Raw genomic sequence first — 19,145 nt, forward strand, 5'->3', positions numbered from 1 at the left:
GGGTGGAACGGCGCGGGGCGGTGCCCCGGCCCGGTGGAATCAAACTTCTTCGGAACCTTCCGCAGCGGCGGCAAGGGCCAGGCCGGAGAGCAGAATGACCAGACCGACGGCGGCCAGGAACCACAGCACGGGCCGGAGGATCGGCACGGTGTTCATGACCACATTCAACCCGGTGAGCGCGGCACAGGTGGCGGCCATGCCCCCGCCCTTGACCGCTATGATGTAACCGAGGACTTCCTGTGCTTTCATGGGACGAAAATGCCCCGCCAGTAGCCCTTGGCAAGCGGGAACTGGACCCCGGTCCGGGCCGACGAGATCCATCTTTCCCGTTGGCAGAAAGAGAGCAACCGCTACCTTGACCCGCGTGCTATTCAAGCAACGGTTGAACGCCGCCCTCGGTTACATGAATCTCGACATGACCGGAGAGGCCCTGGCCGAGTTGGATTCCCTCCCGCCGGAGGAACTCCACCTCCCGGAGGTCTACGCCGTCCGCACCGCCATCCTGATCCGCCGCCGCGATTGGGAAGGGGCGCTCGACCTGGCCCGCAACCTTTGCCGCAGCCATCCCGACCAACCCTCGCCCTTCCTGGATCTGGCCTTTTGCCTGCATGAACTCCGGCGCACCGAGGAGGCCAAACAAACCCTCCTCGCAGGGCCCCCCATCCTCCGGCAAACCGGCATTTTTTTCTACAACCTGGCCTGCTACGAAGCCCAACTGGGGAACCTCGGCCCGGCCCGAGATTATCTCAACCAGGCCGTGCGGATGGACGAACGTTACCGGGAAATGGCGCTGGGCGATCCCGATCTGGACCCTCTCAAAAATCCCCCCCAAGACTGATTCCCATGCGTGCGGTCATTCAGCGTGTCCGTTCCGCCGAGGTCCGCGTGGGAGAGGAAGTGACCGGCAAGATCGGCCATGGCCTGCTCATTCTGCTGGGAGTCGAAGCCCGCGACCAGAATGGGGATGCCGAATGGACGGCCCAAAAAACCCTCAATCTGCGGATTTTTGAAGATGCTGAAGGCGTGATGAACCGCTCGGTCCTCGAATCCGGCGGCGGGCTGCTGATCGTCAGCCAGTTCACCCTTCTCGCCAGCACCCGCAAAGGCAACCGCCCCTCCTACCAGCAGGCCGCCCGGCCGGAAATCGCCGTGCCCCTTTACGAATGGTTCGTCGCCCGTTGCCGGGAATGGAGCGGGCGGGAAGTGGCCACCGGAAGATTCGGCGCCGACATGCAGGTCCATCTGGTCAACGACGGCCCGGTCACCATCCTCCTGGATTCCCACCTGAGGGAGTAGGCAACGTGGCGAGTGTTGAGTTTTAAGAATTAACTTTTTAAGCGGGGATATTGATTGCTTCCTTGCTTAAACTTAATACTTACAAACTTAATACTTTGTTAGTCCACGATCTCCACCAGGGTGCCGACCTCGACCTTGGAGAAAAAGGCCCGTGCTTTTTCATAGGGCATGCGGATGCAGCCGTGCGAAGCGGGATATCCGGGAAGGACGCCGGCGTGGAGGCCGAAATCGCCGCAACTCAGCCGCATGAAAAACGGCATCGGGGCATCTTCATAGAGGGTCGATTTCCAATCGCGGTATTTGTTGGTCACCACATAAGAGCCTTTCGGCGTTTGGAAGCCGGGCCGGCCCGTGGAAACGGGTGAAGAGTCCACCGGGTTGCCGTCCCGGTAGAGGGTGGCCCGCTGGCGCCGCAGATCGACGCGGACCAGCAGGGACTGGTCGGACGGATCCTTGCCCAGGAGGAGACGGACCACGGCGGTGTGCTGATTGCGCCCGGCCAACCAGATGGCCTCGGTTTTGTGTCGGCGGGTTTCCGCGCCGGGATCGGCTCCAGCTTCCAAAAGCAAGCGCGCCGCTTCCAACTGTCCGGTGGCGGAAGCCAGCATCAAGGGGGTCACCCCCTGTTCCCGCCGGAGGTAATAGTCCAACGACCCGTCGCCCACGGCTTGGAGGAAGGCGGGCCCGGCCGGAGTCACCAATGGCTTGTTGGGGTCAGTCCCGTTTTTCAGCAGTCCGGCCACCACCCCGGTTTGGCGCCGGGCCAGGGCCCAGCCGAGGGCGGTCTGGCCGGAGGGCGGAAGTATCGCGGCACGGGCCGGACCCTCCAGGACCCGGTTGCCCCCCTCGCGCACAAGCACCTCCACTGCTTCCGAACGGCCTTCGGCCAGGGCCGCCCCCAGCGCTGTTTCCCCATCCGGACCGGCCAGACCCGGATCCACCCCGGAAAGCAGAAGCAAACGCAACCGGTCCACATCACCCTCACGTGCTGCTATGACCAATGCACCGGGATCGGGAACAATGTGCCGTTTCTCCAATTCCTGCCGTGCCGCCTCGGGGGCGTCTTTCTGGCAAGCACAGAGCAGCACGGCCGCACAGAGGGCGCTCAGCGGGGCTTTCATGAAAGAATCATACCACAGCAGCCAAGCCGGGCGCCCGGGTCTCCGGCACCTCTCGCCGGGGCAGCAACCGGTAGGTGGTGCTCCGCTCGGCGGGTTCCCAGCCCGCGGCCAAAAGCAGCCTGCGGATCTCACCCGGGGTCAGGCATTCCCCGTGTGCCCCACCGGATTCCCGTGTGATCGATTCTTCGTAAAGCGTCCCGCCAAAATCGTTGCAGCCCCAGTCCAGTGAAGCGACGGCCCGGGCCGGGCCCAGTTTGACCCACGATGTCTGGAGGTTGGGGATGAGATGGTCGAAGTACACCCGGGCCAAAGGGTAAAGCCGCTGCGCGCGTTCCATGGATCGTTGTTCAAACCCGGCAAAGTCGCGGGATTCCACCCGGCCGGGCACCATCCGGCTGCCCAGCCGGTTGCGGTAGGGAATGAAGGCCAGCGGGACCAATTCGGTGAATCCCCCGGTGTCTTCCTGGATTCTTTGCAGGATCGAAAAGTGCTCCCGGATGTCCTCCCAAGTCTCGATATGGCCATACATGACAGTGGCGGTCGATTTCAAACCCATCCCGTGGGCCGTACGCACGATTTGCTCCCATGTGGCGGCCCCCAGTTTGTTGCCCGAAAGCTCGCCGCGAACCCGGTCGACCAAGATTTCTGCCGCCGTGCCCGGCATCGTGTCGAGCCCGCTGTCGATCAGTTCGCCCAGCACGGACTCCAGGTCGCGACCGCTGCTTCGCCGCATGTGTTCAATCTCCATCGGTGAAAAAGCGTGAACATGGATGCCGGGGAAGTGCTCCTTGATGGATCGCACCAGAGCGGCGTAGTCCTCCAGCCGCCAACCAGGGTGAATCCCCCCTTGGAGACAAACTTCGGTCACCCAGGGAGTCAGGGAAAGCCGTTCGATCACCTCCCCGGCCGTGCGGTCATAAGCATCGGCATCAGAGGCCTTTCGTTGGAAGCCACAGAAACTGCAGCCCACCGTGCAGATGTTGGTGAAGTTGGCGTTGCGATTGACCACATACGTCACACGGTTCCCGTGCCGCCGGTTGTTCAGGCGGGCTGCTTCCGCTTGCAGCTCGGGCAGGGACAAGTCCCAAGGGTCTTCACGCATCGGCCCATTTAAGCCGGGTCCACTCCCGGGTCAATCCGCGGCACGCCTTCTTCCCAAGAGAACCCCGATGTCGTAGGATCGCTGGATGAACCGGCACCTTGCGCGGAAGGGTGGAATCCTCAAATCCCTGCTCTTGTTCCTCGGCGGAGGATTCCTTCTGCTAGGGTTGGCCTTGGCCGGATTGGCCTGGTATGTCAAAACCCGTATCGAATCCGGTGGTGGATTACACGCCATGGCCAACCGGATGGCCGCCGAACTACTCACCCAGGCCCGCCCCGCCCTCGAAAAAGCCCTTCCCCCCGGTGAAGAAAACCGGCTGAACGACATCCTCGATCTCCTGCAACGCCGCGCCCCAGGACTGACAGAGCAACAAAGCCAGTCCTTCGCCCTGGCGGTCGAAGCCCTGTGCCGCAACCTACAAGATGGTTCCCTTTCCGAATCCGATGCCCGCACCTTCCTTGATGAACTTTCCCGCCTGCTGGCTCCGCCCGCGGACGTTCTCGATTCGGGAAACCTCGGTTCCAAGTAGCGGGACCTGCAAGGGAAACGCTCCGGTTGCAGGGATTTGGGATTGCGCCGCCCCCGGGTACGGCCATTTTGGACGGGTGACCCGGTTCTGCGCCCTCTTCTTCTGTTTTCTGACCCTGCTCCCCGTGATCGGGGTGGCTGCGCCCAACGGAAGACTGCCGGTTCGCCCCGCGCAGCAAACGGAAAGCACCACCCCAGCCCCGCCAACACCGGCGCCGCTCCCCGCCCCCGCCTCCACCCCGGCCGAACCCACCGAAGGCACCCTCGCCCGGTGGTTCGGCCACGCCTTCGTCTTCCTCACTTCGCAGTCCGGCGTCCGCATCGCCCTCAACCCGTTCACCGAAGGCACGGTCGATTACAAAATCCCTGACAACCTGCCCGCAGAAATTGTCCTCATCAGTTCGGAGTCCTCCGACCACTCGGGCGGACAGCACATCTTCGGCATCCCCCAGATCTTCCGCAGCCTCGCCGGGGTCGGGGCCAACCGGGCCAACGGCATCCCCTTCCGCGGCATCAACACCTGGCGCGACGCCGAGGGTGGCAAGCGCCTGGGCCGCAACACGGTCTATGTCATCGAGGTCGACGGGCTCCGCTTCTGCCACCTGGGCACCCTCGGCCACCCCCTCGGTTCCCGCGACGTTTCCGCCATCGGCCAGGTCGATGTGCTCTTCCTCCCCGTCGGCACCCTCGACCTCAGCCCACGCGAAATCCTCCGCAATGCCGAATTGCTCGGAGCCAAATGGATCGTGCCCATCACTTACAAAACGCCCAAGAACACCAAGGTCGATCTCCGCCCCCTGGACGCCATCGATTTCACCGCCTTCCCCGTCCGCAAGTTGGATGGAAGCGAATACCGCTTCTCGGCCAAAACTCTGCCCTCCCAACCCACCGTGCTGGAATGGCGGGACCCCTGAAGCAACCACCCAAGGATTCCCCCTCCATTTCTTCCCGACTTCTTCATGAAAATCCTCATCATCGGCAACGGCGGACGCGAACACACCCTCGGTTGGGCCCTCCACCGCGACCCCCGTGTCACCTCCCTTCATTTCGCCCCGGGCAACGCAGGCACCGCCTCCCTCGGCTCCAACCTCCCGCTCAACGCTACGGATCTCGACGGCATCGAATCCTGGTGCGGGCGCGAAAAACCCGCCCTCGTCGTCGTCGGCCCGGAAGCCCCGCTCTGCCTCGGCCTGGTCGACCGGCTCAAACGCCTCGGCGTCCCGGCCTTCGGCCCCACCGCGGACGGCGCACGCCTGGAAGGCAGCAAAACCTTCACCAAGGACATCCTCGTCGAGGCCGGCATCCCCACCGCCGACAGCGCCCGCTTCACCGACAGCGCCGCCGCCAAAGCCCATTGCCTTGCCCACACCCAGTGGCCCCTGGTCATCAAGGCTGATGGTTTGGCCGCGGGCAAGGGCGTCATCATCGCCCGCGATGCACAGGAGGCCGTCGCCGCCGTCGCCACCATCATGGACGACCGCGCCTTTGGCGACTCAGGCAACGAGGTCCTCATCGAAGAATTTCTCGACGGCGAGGAAGCCTCGATCCACGCCGTCACCGATGGCAGGGACTATGTCCTCCTCCCCAGTTCGCAGGACCACAAGCGGGTGGGCGAAGGAGACACCGGTCCCAACACCGGCGGGATGGGGGCCTACGCCCCGGCTCCGGTCGTCACGCCCGCTCTTCTGGCCGAAGTCGAACGCACCGTCTTCCAGCCACTCTTGAAAACCCTCCGCGCCCGCGGCATCGACTACCGGGGGGTTCTTTACGGCGGTCTCATGCTCACCTCCCGGGGACCGAAAGTCCTGGAATTCAATGCCCGTTTCGGCGACCCCGAGACCGAGGTCCTTATTCCCCTCCTCGAAACACCTCTGCTCGATCTGCTCCTGGCCACGGTCGAGGGACGGTTGGGGCAACTCGACCTCCGACTCAAATCCGGTTCCGCCCTGACGGTGGTCCTGTCGGCTCCGGGCTACCCGGAGAAGCCCCTGACCGGACAGCCCATCACCGGCCTGGACCATCCCCTTCCGCCGGAAGCCGCCGTATTCCACGCCGGCACGATGCTCAAGGACGGCCGCATCATCACCTCGGGCGGACGGGTCCTGGCCATCACCGCCACGGCTCCGGACCTGGCCTCCGCCCGCACCCTTGCCTATCAAGTTGTTAATTATATCCACTTCGACGGTGCCCACTTCCGCCGCGACATCGCCCACCGCGCCCTCAAGCCTGCCTCATCATCCTCCCGCCCTTCTTTTTCCTACACCCCGGCCCCGGCTCCGTAAACCATGTTCCGCCGTATCATCACCCTCACCGGCCTGCTGGCCGCCTTCGCCACCGGCGTCCTGGTCACCCTGAACTGGCCTGGAAGGCCCGGGCTGGCCACGCCCCCGGCCGCACCAACCGCAACAAACCCGCCGGCGGCTCCGGCCGCTCCCGTGATCCAGGCCGAGGCACCGCCCGCTCCCCTGCCCGCCCCGGTGGCCGAGGCCAACCTGCACCCCACCGCTGCGGAGTACCCCGAAATCATCGACCTGCTCCGCGCCGGCTACCTGGAATCCCCCGCGCTCGCCGGGACACCCCTCAACGCCGAAACCCTCCCGGGCGTGTTGGAAAGAGCCCGCGATAAAATCCGTCTTGCGACCAACCCCACCCAGGGAGCCTCCCCCAGCACCAAAACCCTCCTCGAAATGCTGCCGGGCGGGGTGGCCTACTGGCGTCCCCGCTCGTTCGACCCCCCGGAAATCGAGCGCCTGGTACGTGAGTGGTCCCTGTGGAAAAGCGCCAAGCCCAACGGCGTGGTCATCGATCTCCGTTTCTTCACCGATCCCAACAACTTCACCGGGGCCGCCCCCGCCGCCGCCCTCTTCCTCAGCCCCGGTCACCAACTCTTCACCGTCCAGGGACTCAACCAACCCCAACGCGTCTTCAAATCCGAACGCCAGCCCCTCGACCTGCCCTCCTGGATGCCGATCCTCCTTTTGGTCAACCGCGACACCCGTGGGGCGGCGGAAGCCTTCGCCTGGTCCCTCCGCCAAGGGGCCGGAGCCCTGCTCGTCGGCCAGCCCACCGCCGGTGAGGGCGGACTCTTCCGCGAAACCCGCTTGAAATCCGGGCGCTTCCTGCGCCTCGCCACCGCTCGCGCCCTCACCGCCGATGGCACCGATTTGTTGGCCTCCCGACTGGCCCCGGACCTGCTGGCCGAAGCGACCCCGGAGAAGGAACGCGAGGCCTTTCTAGCCGCTGCCAAATACGGAACCGCCACCCTTCTGGCCGAACCCGAGCCCCTGCCCCGTCTCAACCAGGACATCAGCAGCCAGGTCCTGAATGCCGAAGCCGAGAAAAAGAACCAGGTCCCGCTCGCCGATCCGGTGCTCAAGGCGGCCTGCGACGCCGTGGCGGCCATCCAGATCAAACGGCAGCCGCCCGCCTCAACCTCCCCACTCTCCTCCCCTCCGGCTTCCACCCCCTGATTCGGGACTTTGCGGGCCATCCAGCCCGTGATAAATTCACCTCTTCCTATGCGCCTGCTCTTCGTTTGCACCGGCAACATCTGCCGCAGCCCCATGGCCGAAGGCATTGCGCGCGAATTGACCAAGGACGATCCGACCATCCGGGTCAAATCGGCCGGTATCGGGGCAGTCGGCGGCCAGAGTCCCAGCACCCATTCCGTCAGTGTCATGGCGGAACTCGACATCGACATCTCCCGCCTGCGCAGCCAGCCCGTGACCCGGGAACTGGTTGACGGCGCCGACGCCATCCTGGTCATGACCTACGGTCATCTCGACAACATGCTCATGCTCTACCCCCAGGCCGCGGAGAAAACGTTCCTCATCCGCGAGTTCGAGGATCATCTCCCGGCCGACGAACGCGAGGTCGACGACCCCATCGGCCAGTCGGAGGCCGTTTACCGCCGCACCCGCGACCAAATCTACCGCGCGACCGAGGCCGCCCTCCGTGCGCTGCTGAAAAACCGCCCCAAGCCTTCCCCTGCCACTTCCACAACCCCCACTTCCCTGCGCCTCGCGCTCGGTGCCGACCATGGCGGATTCACCCTCAAATCACGGCTCCTGCAGGATTTGCAGCGCGCCGGACACACCGTCAGCGACCTCGGGACCCACTCCGCGGAAACCGCCGACTACCCGGATATCGCCGCCGCCCTGGCCCGCGAACTCCTGGCCGGCCGGGCCGACCGTGGCATCCTGATCGGGAAATCCGGCATCGGCATGAGCATCGTGGCCAACCGCTTCCCCGGCATCCGAGCTGCCCTTGTCCACCACGAGGACGCCGCCCGCGCCAGCCGCGAGCACCACGATGCCAACGTGCTCTGTCTGGCTGCAAATGAATTGACCCCCCGTCAAGCCTCACGCATGATTGACCTTTGGCTCAACACGCCCTTTTCGGGCGGAAGACACTCCCGGAGACTCGAAAAAATGGACACCCTCAAAACCTCGACCGCACCCGCCTCCCAAGTCCCCTCCCTCGCCGCATCCGATCCTGCCATCGCCGCCCTCATCGGCCACGAACACCTCCGCCAAAAACAGAACATCGAGCTCATCGCCTCGGAAAATTTCACTTCCCGCGCGGTCATGGAAGCCCAGGGCTCCTGCCTGACCAACAAATACGCCGAGGGCTACCCCAAGAAACGCTGGTACGGCGGCTGCGAGTATGTCGATGAAGTCGAGCAACTCGCCATCGACCGGGCGAAACAACTCTTCGGGGCCGAACACGCCAACGTCCAGCCCCACTCCGGTTCCCAGGCCAATTTTGCCGTCTACACTTCCGTTCTCCAGCCCGGCGACAAGATCCTCGGCATGAACCTCAGCCACGGCGGCCACCTCACCCATGGCAACCCGGCCAACTTCTCCGGCAAGCTCTACCAGTTCGTCCAATACGGCGTCCGCCAGGACACCGGTCTCATCGACTACGACGAACTCGCCGCCGTGGCCGTGCGCGAGAAACCGAAAATGATCACCGTCGGCGCCAGCGCCTACTCCCGCATCATCGACTTCGCCCGCATGGGCGAGATCGCCCGCTCCGTCGGCGCCTATCTCTTCGCCGACATCGCCCACATCGCCGGCCTTGTTGCCGCCGGCATCCACCCCTCGCCCGTCCCGCACGCCGACTTCGTCACCACCACCACCCACAAGACCCTCCGCGGTCCGCGCGGCGGCCTCATCCTCTGCCGTGCCGACCACGCCAAAGGCATCGACTCCGCCATGTTCCCGGGCGCCCAGGGCGGTCCGCTCATGCATGTCATTGCCGCCAAGGCCGTCTGCTTCCAAGAGGCCCTCGCTCCCGCGTTCAAGGCCTACCAACAACAGGTCGTCCGCAACGCCAAGGCCCTCGCCGAAGGCATGAAGAAAAATGGCTACACCATCTTCTCCGGCGGCACCGACAACCACCTCATGCTCGTCGACCTCCAACCCAAGGGCGTCACCGGCAAAGAGGCCCAGGAGGCCCTCGACCTCGCCGGCATCACCTGCAACAAGAATGCCGTCCCCTACGACACCCAGTCCCCCTTCAAGGGCGGCGGCATCCGCCTCGGCACCCCCGCCGTCACCACCCGCGGGATGAAGGAGGAGGAGATGTTCCAGATCGCCGACTGGATCCATGAGGGCATCGAGCACCGCACGGATACGGCCGCGCTCCAAGCCATCGCCCGGAAAGTCCACGCTTTCACGGAGCAGTTCCCGCTGCCCTATTGAGCGTCAGGCTCAATGGGAGGGCTATATCCGCCTCAGCCCCGCACGATGTGCGGCCTGGTCGCAGAGCCTGCGACCCTCCGATGGAGGCAGGCTTATTCTTCATGACTGGGTGATGGGTTTTTTGGGAGGGCAAGGCTCCCGCCGAGCCGGATTCTTGTCATCATGCCAGGTGCGGCTCAGCGTGAGCTTCGCCCTCCCTAAGGCACGTGATCGCCTTCTCAATCTTATTGGGTATTACCAGCTCTCGCACACTCTGGGCGGAGAGAACGCGCACGAGATCGAGTAAGAGAAACGAGAACTGAAGGGGACACGGGGATGGGAATCCCCGTCTACAAAGACAGATCCCCACCCCTTCACACCTCAGCACCCCCGCGCCTCAGCGCGAGATCTACTGTTTTTTTCGAATCAGAACCGCACGCTGAAGGAACCGTTGACGCTGTGGACTTCGTAATCCTGGTTGGCTTCGGCGTTGTAGCCCATCCAGGCGCTGATCGTTTCGCTGAAGAGGATCTGCAATCCCGCTCCGGCCACGATGCTGTCCCGGGCCACATCTGGGCTCTGGACGGTGAAGACCGATCCCCCACCCCCGGCAAAGCGGGCGCCGATGCCTTGTTGGTCGTCCATGAACTCGTGCTGCCATCCCAAGCGTCCATACGGACGCAGGGTCAGCTTCTCGATCTGCCAGTCGTAGCTCACCTTCCACGCCAGGGTCGTACGCAGGGAATCGGCTTCCTGGTCTTCGATGGCCAGGGGGGCCAGCGATCCGCTTTCGGTGAACCCATCAATCCAGATGCGGGTATAAGCCACGTCGGCCTCAGGGCCGAAGGTCCATTCTTTGTTCTTACCGGCTTTGAAGTCATGTCCGAAAGCCAGTTGGGCGTTGATTTCCCGGCCACCGGTGGTGCCGCTGGCGATGCCGCCGACAGAGACCCGTTCGCTGTCGTAGCCATGGACGCCGCCGCCGATGTTGGCCGAGAGCCAGCTGCCCTTTTCATGCCACCAGGATCCATAAGCCCCGAACTTGGCCGAGTCGCTCTTGGTTTCGCTGTCGGTGCTGGTTTGGGAGGTGCTGCCCTGGTAACCGGCGTAGAGGCCGATGGCGGTGCTGGGGGTCAGGCGGTAGTCGCTGCCCACGATCATACCCCCGGTGGTGAAGTCGTATTGGTCGCCGTTGCCGTCGCCGTCCACGTCCCCGAAGACCCCTTGGCCGGAGACGAAGAAGCCCAGGCGTTTGTCGTCGATCTTGGGCTGATAGACCTGAAGGCCATCGACCATCTGGGTCCCGGCGAGCAGGCTCTGCTGGAACTGGCGGCTGTTGTCCCACAGAGTCAGGCCGTTGCCGGAGAACTGCTGGCCGTTTTGGATTTCGCGGATGCGGTTCTGCAGCAGGTTGAACACCCCGCGGGTGTTGGCAAAGCCGGTGTTGGCCAGAGCGGCCAGTTCTTCCGCTGAAATCAGATCAAAGGCTCCGGGGAGATCTTCTTCGGGCAGGGAGTTGAGGTAGTCGATCAGATCCTGGATTGTCCCGCCGCGGGAGAGTTCATCCAGAGCGGCGGCGATGGCCTGCTGGTTGGGCGTGCCAGCGAAGGGCCGGAAGTCACCTTGCAGCAGGTCGATGACGATGTCGAAGTTGGTCGGGTCGATCTCGACGGTGGTCTTGAGGGTCGCTCCCAGGCCGGTGGTGGTGATGGTGTCGAAGCCCTGGGTGGCGTTGCCCGAGAGGGTGAAGTTGCCCGCGGTGATGAGGGTGAAGCGATCGCCCACGGTCGGGGCGAAGCCGAAGAGGAGATCCAGCGTGCCGTCCAAGTCGGCGTTGCCGGTGACTTGGATTTGGTCATGCTCGGTGCCGGGGTTCAGGCCATTGATCTCGATCCGGGTGTTGGAACCGGGGTTAAGTCGCAGCTCGCCGACGCTGAGGACGCCGGTGCTGTTGCCGGCGCTGCCGCCGGGGGCGAGCGTGCCGCCGCTGAGGACGTTGACGGGAGCGTTGATGGTGCCGTTGCCGCCCAAGGTGGCCCCGCTGGAAACGTTGAAGAGCGAGCCCGTGGTGCCATTGAACAAGAGAGTGCCTTGGTCGACGTTGGTCACCCCGGTGAAGGAATGCGTGCCGGTCATGGTGAAAGTGCCTGTGCCGATCTTGTTCAGGAAGGCCGCGCCGGTGCCGCTGAACCCGGCGCTGGTGGCGACATCGAACGATTGCGTGTCGATCGTCCCGCCCCCGTCTTCGATGGTGATATCACCGGAATCAAAGCCAGAGAAGAGCGCGCTCTGGTTGCCCGTCAGGCGGAGTGTGCCGCCGTTGAAAGTGATGGTGCCGTTGCCGGAACCTTCCAAGACCTGACCGGTGAGCAACAGGCCTCCGTTCAAATTCATCGTGCCGTTACCATTGGTGCCAAAACCGAGGCGCGTGGAGAGCGACTGGACGATGCCATTGCCACTCAAAGTGAGCAAGCCGGTGCCGTTGCCACCCACAAAGAGTGAACCACTGTTGGTCCAGTTCCCGCCGCTGACGGTCACGTTCCCGAAAGATCCCGTCTCAGATCCGATGCTGCCCGTGATGTTGGAAACCGAACCATTGCCGCTGATCGCCAGGGAGCCGCTGCCCGAGAGACCCACAGTCAGGTTCTGTGTATTGACCCAGAAACCTCCGCTGACGGTGACGTTCCCAACCGAACCAGCAAGGGTCCCGATCGTGCCGAATTCATTGGAAACCGAACCATTGCCAGTGATCGCCAGGGTGGCGTTGCCATTGTAGCCCAGATACAAATTTTGCGTCATCTGCCAGACGCTATTGTCCGTCACGGAGAGCGTGGCGGTGGTGTTGGTGGCGTTGCCGGCAAATGTGTTCGTATTGACCACCCGGCCGTCGCCGCTGATCTGGAGGGCCCCCGAGCCACCGGAGAGTTCGCCGAGGATGATGTTGGTGGCGGTGAGGTTGCCGCCCGCTTCCACGCTGACCGTGTTGTTGGAACCCGCGCGCCCGATGGTCAACGCGTTGACCGACAGGGTCGAGCCATTGCCCGTGACACGCACGAGGTTGTTCTGCGAAACCGCATCGTAGCCGACAAACGTGTTGCCCGTGACGTTGACCCGACCGCCATTGGAAACGGTCAGGCTTGAGTTGTCGCCATTGGAGCCGACGCGCATCGTGCCGGAAACGTTCCAGAGCGATCCGGCCCCATCGACGGTGGCGCGGTTGTTTTCGGTGGTGGCGACGGAGCCGGTGCCGCCACCAATGCGGACGTTGCGGCTGGTGGCGTTGCCCCCGGCGAACACTTCAAATTGGTTGCCGGTGCCGCTGCGGCCGACGTAGAAGGTTCCGTTGCTGGTGAAGCGGGAACCATTTCCGGTGACGGTGAGCAGATTGTTGTCCGAAGCCTCATTGGAGCCGATGAGGAAGTCGGCGTTGCCGTTGGCCAGGAGAGCGCCCGAAGAAACGGTGACGGTGTTGTTCGATCCGTCGTGGCCGAGATAGAAGGTGTTGGTGCTGTTCCAAGAGGCTCCCGGGCCGGAGATGGTGACCGTATTGCCGTCGGAGGCGTCCAGATAACCCAAGAATGCCCCGGCGCTGTTGACCGTGCCGGTGCCGCTGATGGCAAGTGAGCCGCGCCCGCCGTAACCGACGGTGAGCTCGCCGCTGTTGTTCCACACACCGCCGGTGACGTTGGCGCTGCTGACCGAGGGGCTGTTGACGCCGATGAAGGCCTTGGTGTTGCTGACCGTGCCGTTGGAGAGGTTGAGGACGCCGTTGCCGGTGGTGCCGACGTAGAGTTCATCGGCCAGGGTGAGGTTGCCGCCGGAGACCGAGGCCGTGCCGGTGGCGCCGCCATCGAAACCGAGGAGGCCGCGGAAAGCGGAAACCGAGCCGCCGGTGCCGATGCTGAGGGTGGCGTTGTCGCCGGAGCTGAGGCCGACAGTCAGGTTGGCCGAGCTGTGGTTGATAGAGCCGCCGCTGTTGACGGCCAGGGTGCCGTTGCGGACGGTGGTATTGCCAGCATAGGTGTTGGTCCCGTTGAGGGTGAGCGTGCCGTTGCCCGTTTTGGTCAGGCTGGCCGTGCCCGAGCCCAGTCCGCTGCTGATCAGTGCGGTGGTGGAAGCCCCATTCACCGCGATGGTAGGCGTGGCGCCACTGAGCACGAGGCCGGTGGCGTTGATGGTGAGCAGGCCGGCCCCATTGTTCACAGTGATGGCCTGATTGTCGGTAATGGTCAGGGTGTTCGCGCCCCCAATGGTCACTGCGGCCGCGTCATTGACGGTCAGGCTTTTGATCGTGAAATTCGAGCCGAGCGTGGTGGTTTTGTTGCCGGAATTGTCAGAGGAAAAAGTCACATCCGTGGTCGGTCCGGGAAGCACCGTGGTGTCGGTGGTGCCATTCTGGGCCGTGGCCCAATTGGTATTGGTGCCGTTGAGGGTGTTCCATGTGCTGTTGACATCGCCCTTCCAGAAGGCGGAAGCAGGGGTGATGTTGCGGAGCTGGAACGCATTCAGGCCGTTGGATGAACTCGGGCCGATGGCAATGCCGTTGTAGATAATGCTCTGACTGGAGGCATCGGCGGTGAACCGTCCAAGGACGAACTGACCGAGTTGACCGTCTGTCGTCGTGGGCGTCTTTTGGCTGAGCGTCACGACGTTTCCACTGGTCAGGGTGGCGTTGAAGGAGACACCGTTAAAAGGAGAGAGGTTGTACCAGGACTGATACTGGTAGGTGGAGCCCGTGCTCAGGCCGGACATGGAAAGGGTCAGGTTGGAGGTATTGTTATTCCCGGCGATACTGGAAAGCAGGGTTCTGTACTCGGAGGTCAGGCTGGCAAACGGGTTGGCTACGGTGGTGAGCGTATTGTTCGCCGAAAAGAAATCTCCCGAAAAGGTGAAATTTCCCGAGGTTGCGGTGGTTCCCCCCACGCTGAAGGGGAAGGCATTGAAGGTGACCCCATTGACCGTGGTGGAAGAGACACCCGTCAAACCCATGTTGAAAGCCCCCACCAAGGTGCCACTCGTGCTGACGTCCGAATTACCCGAAATCGCGGTCGCGTTTCCCCAGGTGATGCTGGCTGCCGACAACGGAGCAGAGGATCCCAACAGGAGCGCCCCAGTGATGGGTAGGAAAAACCAGTGCCTGACCCTTTGCCGCATCTTCGGGGATTGCGATGACATATCCCCGGATGGGGCTTGGCGACGTTTAAAGAAAGGTAGGATCATAGGTTTGGGGTAGGCTGTAACAGCATAAGCTGCGGGACAAACGTTGGCAGATGAGGAAAACGTGTCAACTGCTCCTCCAAGAGCACAAGGGTTGCGGAAATAGGGATATTTAAAGCTCAGTCAACCCGCCTGAAAATGAAGCTCTAATTACTAAAAACAGGTTATTTTGGCATCGTTAATAGAAAATATAACGCTATATTCTGCTCATAGATTGATCATCCATCTGTGTGTTTTAGAGTCTTTTCTATTTCACCAGCTGATCGTGCCCATTCTCATGCTCTCTGAATGGGAGAGAACGAGCACGAAATCGATTAAGAGAAACGAGATCTGTAGGAGACACAGGGATGGGAATCCCCATCTACACGATCACTGGCGGAACCCAACAGGCTGAAGCTCTCATGGCATCATCGCCCTCAAACCAGAAGGTCGGGGGCGTAGTTCTGGTAACGGGCTTCCAAGGCGATGCGTTCGCCGGGATCGTTGGATTTTCTCGCAAGATCCAATTCGTAGGCCAGATAGACTTTGAGCAACTCCAAATGCGCCCGGTCTTGGGGCCGTTGCAGTTTGGCCACGCAGGCCTGTTTTTCCCGGTAAAGCTCCAACGGGTCAGCCACAAGGATGGGCACGATGGAGCCGTCCTCGAATTCCAGAGCGGAGGTCCGCACGGTCTCCGCAAAATCCAAGGCGGACAGACGCAGGCCGGACTGCAAGAGTCCCAGAGGAACCGGCGGGGAGGCGGGCAGGTCCTCCCGAGCGATGTGGTTAAAATACACGTCCTTGCTCAACCAAACCGCCTCGCCCTCCGGTCCCGCATCCGGCACTTGAAAATGCGGACTTTGGCTGCGCGCCAGGACGGAACGGTAGAACATGCAGGCTGCTCCACCCACCAAGATGGCCTTTTTCAGGAAGTCGGGATGCCGCTCATGCAAGCTGCGCAGACCGGACTTGAGATCCTCCCAAGAATACCGTTGTTCAGCCATGGTGCGGCGTCCGCCGAGTGCGGCGTGGGAGGGTCACTTTGAGCGAACTTTCCACGGCCTTGACTTCCGCTGCCGTGTAGCGGTTGCCCTCGGCCTTCCAAGCCTCCTTGGCCGGACCGGCTTCCACCCAAGGCTGGTGCCGGTCGATGTTCGTTTCCTTACCTGCCATGACGGAACTACACCCCAGGGCAACGAAAAAGACCATCTTTCCTCTTGAAGAACAAAGCCATCACGAAGCCATTGTTCACCGCGAAGGACGCGAAGATCGCGAAGCGAAACCGGTTGTTCTAAGGATTCAAACAGACAAATCCGAAAACTTCGCGCACTTCGCGCTCTTCGTGGTGAAAATGCCTTTCCGGCTCAGATCCGGTTCAGGGCGCTGAGCACGGCCTTGATCGAGGCGAACTCGATGCTGGTGTCGATCCCGGCCCCGTAGGTGGCCCGTCCGTCCCGGTCCTTGATCTGGATGTAGGCGATGGCACTGGCCTCGCTGCCCGCCCCCAAGGAATGCTCGGCGTAGGCCGTGACTTCGAAGGACGGGGCCCCGTCCCGGATCAGGGCGTCGACGAAGGCAGCGATGGGCCCGTTGCCCTGCCCGGTGACGTGGTGCTCCCGCCCGTCCTTGACCAGGGAGGCCCGGCAGGCGATCTCGCCCTTAACGCCATCGGCATGAAAATGAACCAGTTCATACGGGGCGCGCCGCTCGATGTATTCCTTCCAGAATAGGTCTTTCAATTCACTCGAACTGACTTCGCGGCCCAGGCGGTCGACGGCGTCGTTGGCGATCTTCCCGAACTCCACCTGGAGCGCGCGGGGCAGGACCAGGCCGTGTTCGTTCTCCAGCAGGTATGCGATCCCGCCCTTGCCGGACTGGCTGTTGACGCGGATGACTTCCTTGTATTCGCGCCCGATGTCATGGGGATCAATGGCCAGATAGGGAACATCCCAGATCCCGCCAACCCGGGCATGTTCGGCCAGGCCCTTCTTGATCGCGTCCTGGTGCGAACCGGAGAAGGCGGTGAAGACGAGGTCGCCACCGTAGGGGTGGCGCGGGGGGACCTCCATGCCGGTGCAACGCTCGTAGGCTTCGCGCACGGCGGGGATGTTGGAGAAATCCAGTTGGGGATCGATGCCGTGCATGTACAAGTTCATCGCCACGGTGACGATGTCCAGGTTCCCGGTCCGTTCGCCGTTGCCGAAGAGCGTGCCCTCGACGCGTTCGGCCCCGGCCAGCAGGGCCAGTTCGGTGGCGGCCACGCCGGTGCCGCGGTCATTGTGGGTGTGCACGCTGATCACGGCGGAATCACGCCGGGTCAGGTGGGTGGCGATCCACTCGATCTGGTCGGCGTAGACATTGGGCATGGCCGCCTCGACGGTGTCGGGCAGGTTGAGGATGATCTTTTTTTCCGGCGTGGGTTGCCAGACGTCCATGACCGCCTCACAAACCTCCAGCGAGAACTCCACCTCGGTCAGGGAAAAGCTTTCCGGAGAATACTGGAAGACGACCTCGGTGCCGCCAGCGGCCAGCCTGGGCAGGCGGTCCTTGACCCATTGGGTGCCGCGGGTGGCGATCTTGACGATGTCCGGCTTGTCCAAGCCGAAGACCACCCGGCGCTGGGCGGGCGAAGTCGAATTGTACAAGTGGATGATGACCTTCTTGGCCCCGACCAGGGATTCCACGGTGCGTTCGATGAGGTCCTCGCGGGCCTGGACCAAGACTTGGATGGCCACATCGTCGGGGATACGCTTTTCCTCGATGAGGCGGCGGTTGAATTCGAACTCCGTGTTGGAGGCCGAGGGGAAGCCGACTTCGATCTGTTTGAAGCCGACGCCGACCAGGGTCTGGAAGAGCTCCAGTTTCTGGGCCACATTCATCGGGTTGATCAGGGCTTGGTTGCCGTCGCGCAGGTCGACGCTGCACCACTGGGGGGCTTGGCTCAGCGTGCGGCCGGGCCACTGGCGGTTCGGCAGCGGCACCTGGGGAAAGGGCCGGTATTTTTTGCAGGTTTCTGAAAACATAAAACTCCTGGAAATGGAAAGTTAAAGGGAACAGGGGACGCGATAAAGGTTAAAGCTTTCTCGCGGGGGGATCGAGAGAAGAGAAGAGTGCCCGGACCGGGCGTGAGGCGGAGGCGCTCAGGCCATCAAGCACAAGCGCACGCCACCCGGATGGCCGGGCTTGGTAAGTCGGAGCTGTGCGCCTTGCAGGAACATGGGAAAAGCGTATGAACAGGGGATGCATCTGTCAAGGTGGCGGGCCGAATGGCTTTTCTGTAGGGCGGTGTTCGGACTCCTCCTGTCACTCTGGGTTCTATTCCCGGCCTTCTCCGCCCCAACCGTTTCTCCGGAAAAGGCCAAAGAATTCCGGCAACGCTTCGAGGCCGGTTGCAAGTTGGCGGCCGACCAGCGCATCGATGCCGCCCTGGAAACCTTTGCCGCCATCCTGGCCGAGGATCCGCAGGCCCGCGGCTCGCTCCTGATGTCGGGGCTGCTCCTCAACCAGCAATACCGTTTCGCCGACGCCACGACGTTTTTCTCCCGCTTCGCCCAGCTTGAACCCGACCACGAGCAGGGACTGATCGGTGCGGTCAAGGCCTTCCACGGCGCCGGGCGGGCCGAGGAGGCCGAACCCTACCGTCTCCGTCTTCGCCAACTCCGGCAGTTGGGGAAAAGCGAGAAATTGAACGTCATGGCCAGCTATGAGCGCGAGATCATCCCGCAGACGGATGGCCGCTGGGTTTCCGTCCAGGAATACTTCGAGGAAGCCGACCTGCGCCCGAAATGGTCCTTCCTCCTGCTCAAGGATGAAAAGACCATCCACCGCAGGCTCCAACTCAACCGGATGCCGGAGGGCGAATCCAAGATTGCCCGGGAAGCCAACCCATCCTTCGCCCCCGGTCCGGTCTATGCCCTGAGCGAGGCCATCTACGAGGGCGGAGAATTCAAGCGCAGCAAGATCCACCGGCTGGTGTCCGGGAATATCCCGTATAGCGAGGTGCGGAAGATGGCGCTGGAGGTCCTGGCGGTAGCCTTGTAGCGGTGGCCTAGAGCGCTTTGCGTTTACTTAGCAGTGGCTTCATCTCGTTTCTCTTACTCGCTCTCGTGCTCGTTCTCTCCCATTCAGAGAGCACGAGAATGAGAACGAGTAGCTGATTAAATACACAATGCTCTAGGCACAAAAAAGGCCGGAAGGTTTCCCTTCCGGCCTTTGAAG

Annotated in this window: 15 protein-coding genes; 8 read left to right on the forward strand and 7 right to left on the reverse strand. The window is 62.7% G+C overall.

Annotated elements, in window-relative coordinates:
- Window positions 1–39 precede the first annotated feature (39 nt).
- On the reverse strand, window positions 40–249 hold the full coding sequence (locus tag SFU85_07570; GenBank protein ID MDX6766632.1) for a hypothetical protein: 210 nt from the start codon (window positions 247–249) through the stop codon (window positions 40–42).
- Window positions 250–364: 115 nt separating this feature from the next.
- Between SFU85_07570 and SFU85_07575 the strand changes: the two genes are divergently transcribed.
- Window positions 365–838, forward strand: a complete 474-nt coding sequence (locus SFU85_07575; protein ID MDX6766633.1) for a tetratricopeptide repeat protein — start codon at window positions 365–367, stop codon at window positions 836–838.
- 5 nt (window positions 839–843) lie between these two features.
- Window positions 844–1,296, forward strand: a complete 453-nt coding sequence (dtd, locus tag SFU85_07580) for a D-aminoacyl-tRNA deacylase (protein ID MDX6766634.1) — start codon at window positions 844–846, stop codon at window positions 1,294–1,296.
- 98 nt (window positions 1,297–1,394) lie between these two features.
- Here dtd and SFU85_07585 read toward each other — a convergent pair whose 3' ends face one another.
- Window positions 1,395–2,417 (reverse strand): L,D-transpeptidase family protein, encoded by a 1,023-nt coding sequence (locus SFU85_07585; protein MDX6766635.1) that lies wholly within the window; start codon window positions 2,415–2,417, stop codon window positions 1,395–1,397.
- Between the two features lie 7 nt (window positions 2,418–2,424).
- A complete protein-coding gene (locus SFU85_07590; protein ID MDX6766636.1) occupies window positions 2,425–3,519 on the reverse strand; it encodes a CofH family radical SAM protein in 1,095 nt (364 codons plus the stop codon).
- Window positions 3,520–3,604: 85 nt separating this feature from the next.
- Between SFU85_07590 and SFU85_07595 the strand changes: the two genes are divergently transcribed.
- From SFU85_07595 to SFU85_07615, 5 genes are all read left to right on the forward strand, one after another.
- Window positions 3,605–4,048, forward strand: coding sequence for a hypothetical protein (locus tag SFU85_07595; GenBank protein ID MDX6766637.1), 444 nt, complete (start codon window positions 3,605–3,607; stop codon window positions 4,046–4,048).
- A gap of 76 nt (window positions 4,049–4,124) precedes the next feature.
- On the forward strand, window positions 4,125–4,961 hold the full coding sequence (locus SFU85_07600; protein MDX6766638.1) for an MBL fold metallo-hydrolase: 837 nt from the start codon (window positions 4,125–4,127) through the stop codon (window positions 4,959–4,961).
- A 45-nt stretch (window positions 4,962–5,006) separates the two neighbouring features.
- Complete coding sequence (gene purD / locus SFU85_07605; protein ID MDX6766639.1) at window positions 5,007–6,329, forward strand: phosphoribosylamine--glycine ligase; 1,323 nt, start codon at window positions 5,007–5,009, stop codon at window positions 6,327–6,329.
- A gap of 3 nt (window positions 6,330–6,332) precedes the next feature.
- The gene (locus SFU85_07610; GenBank protein ID MDX6766640.1) at window positions 6,333–7,517 is read left to right on the forward strand and encodes a S41 family peptidase; all 1,185 of its coding nucleotides are present in this window, start codon (window positions 6,333–6,335) and stop codon (window positions 7,515–7,517) included.
- A 48-nt stretch (window positions 7,518–7,565) separates the two neighbouring features.
- The gene (locus SFU85_07615) at window positions 7,566–9,752 is read left to right on the forward strand and encodes a serine hydroxymethyltransferase (protein ID MDX6766641.1); all 2,187 of its coding nucleotides are present in this window, start codon (window positions 7,566–7,568) and stop codon (window positions 9,750–9,752) included.
- A gap of 405 nt (window positions 9,753–10,157) precedes the next feature.
- On the opposite strand, the gene SFU85_07620 is transcribed toward SFU85_07615, so the two are convergent.
- The 4 genes from SFU85_07620 to leuA form a co-directional block, all read right to left on the reverse strand.
- Window positions 10,158–14,813, reverse strand: a complete 4,656-nt coding sequence (locus SFU85_07620) for an autotransporter domain-containing protein (GenBank protein MDX6766642.1) — start codon at window positions 14,811–14,813, stop codon at window positions 10,158–10,160.
- Between the two features lie 551 nt (window positions 14,814–15,364).
- The gene (locus SFU85_07625; GenBank protein MDX6766643.1) at window positions 15,365–15,931 is read right to left on the reverse strand and encodes a hypothetical protein; all 567 of its coding nucleotides are present in this window, start codon (window positions 15,929–15,931) and stop codon (window positions 15,365–15,367) included.
- Complete coding sequence (locus SFU85_07630; GenBank protein MDX6766644.1) at window positions 15,924–16,100, reverse strand: hypothetical protein; 177 nt, start codon at window positions 16,098–16,100, stop codon at window positions 15,924–15,926. Before SFU85_07630 ends, SFU85_07625 begins: the two co-directional genes overlap by 8 nt.
- Before the next feature lie 191 nt (window positions 16,101–16,291).
- The gene (gene leuA, locus SFU85_07635; protein ID MDX6766645.1) at window positions 16,292–17,950 is read right to left on the reverse strand and encodes a 2-isopropylmalate synthase; all 1,659 of its coding nucleotides are present in this window, start codon (window positions 17,948–17,950) and stop codon (window positions 16,292–16,294) included.
- A gap of 217 nt (window positions 17,951–18,167) precedes the next feature.
- Between leuA and SFU85_07640 the strand changes: the two genes are divergently transcribed.
- On the forward strand, window positions 18,168–18,968 hold the full coding sequence (locus tag SFU85_07640) for a hypothetical protein (GenBank protein ID MDX6766646.1): 801 nt from the start codon (window positions 18,168–18,170) through the stop codon (window positions 18,966–18,968).
- The last annotated feature ends 177 nt before the right edge of the window (window positions 18,969–19,145 follow it).

The organism is Candidatus Methylacidiphilales bacterium, from assembly GCA_033875315.1.
Lineage (GTDB): Bacteria > Verrucomicrobiota > Verrucomicrobiia > Methylacidiphilales > CAZTYG01 > JANRJG01.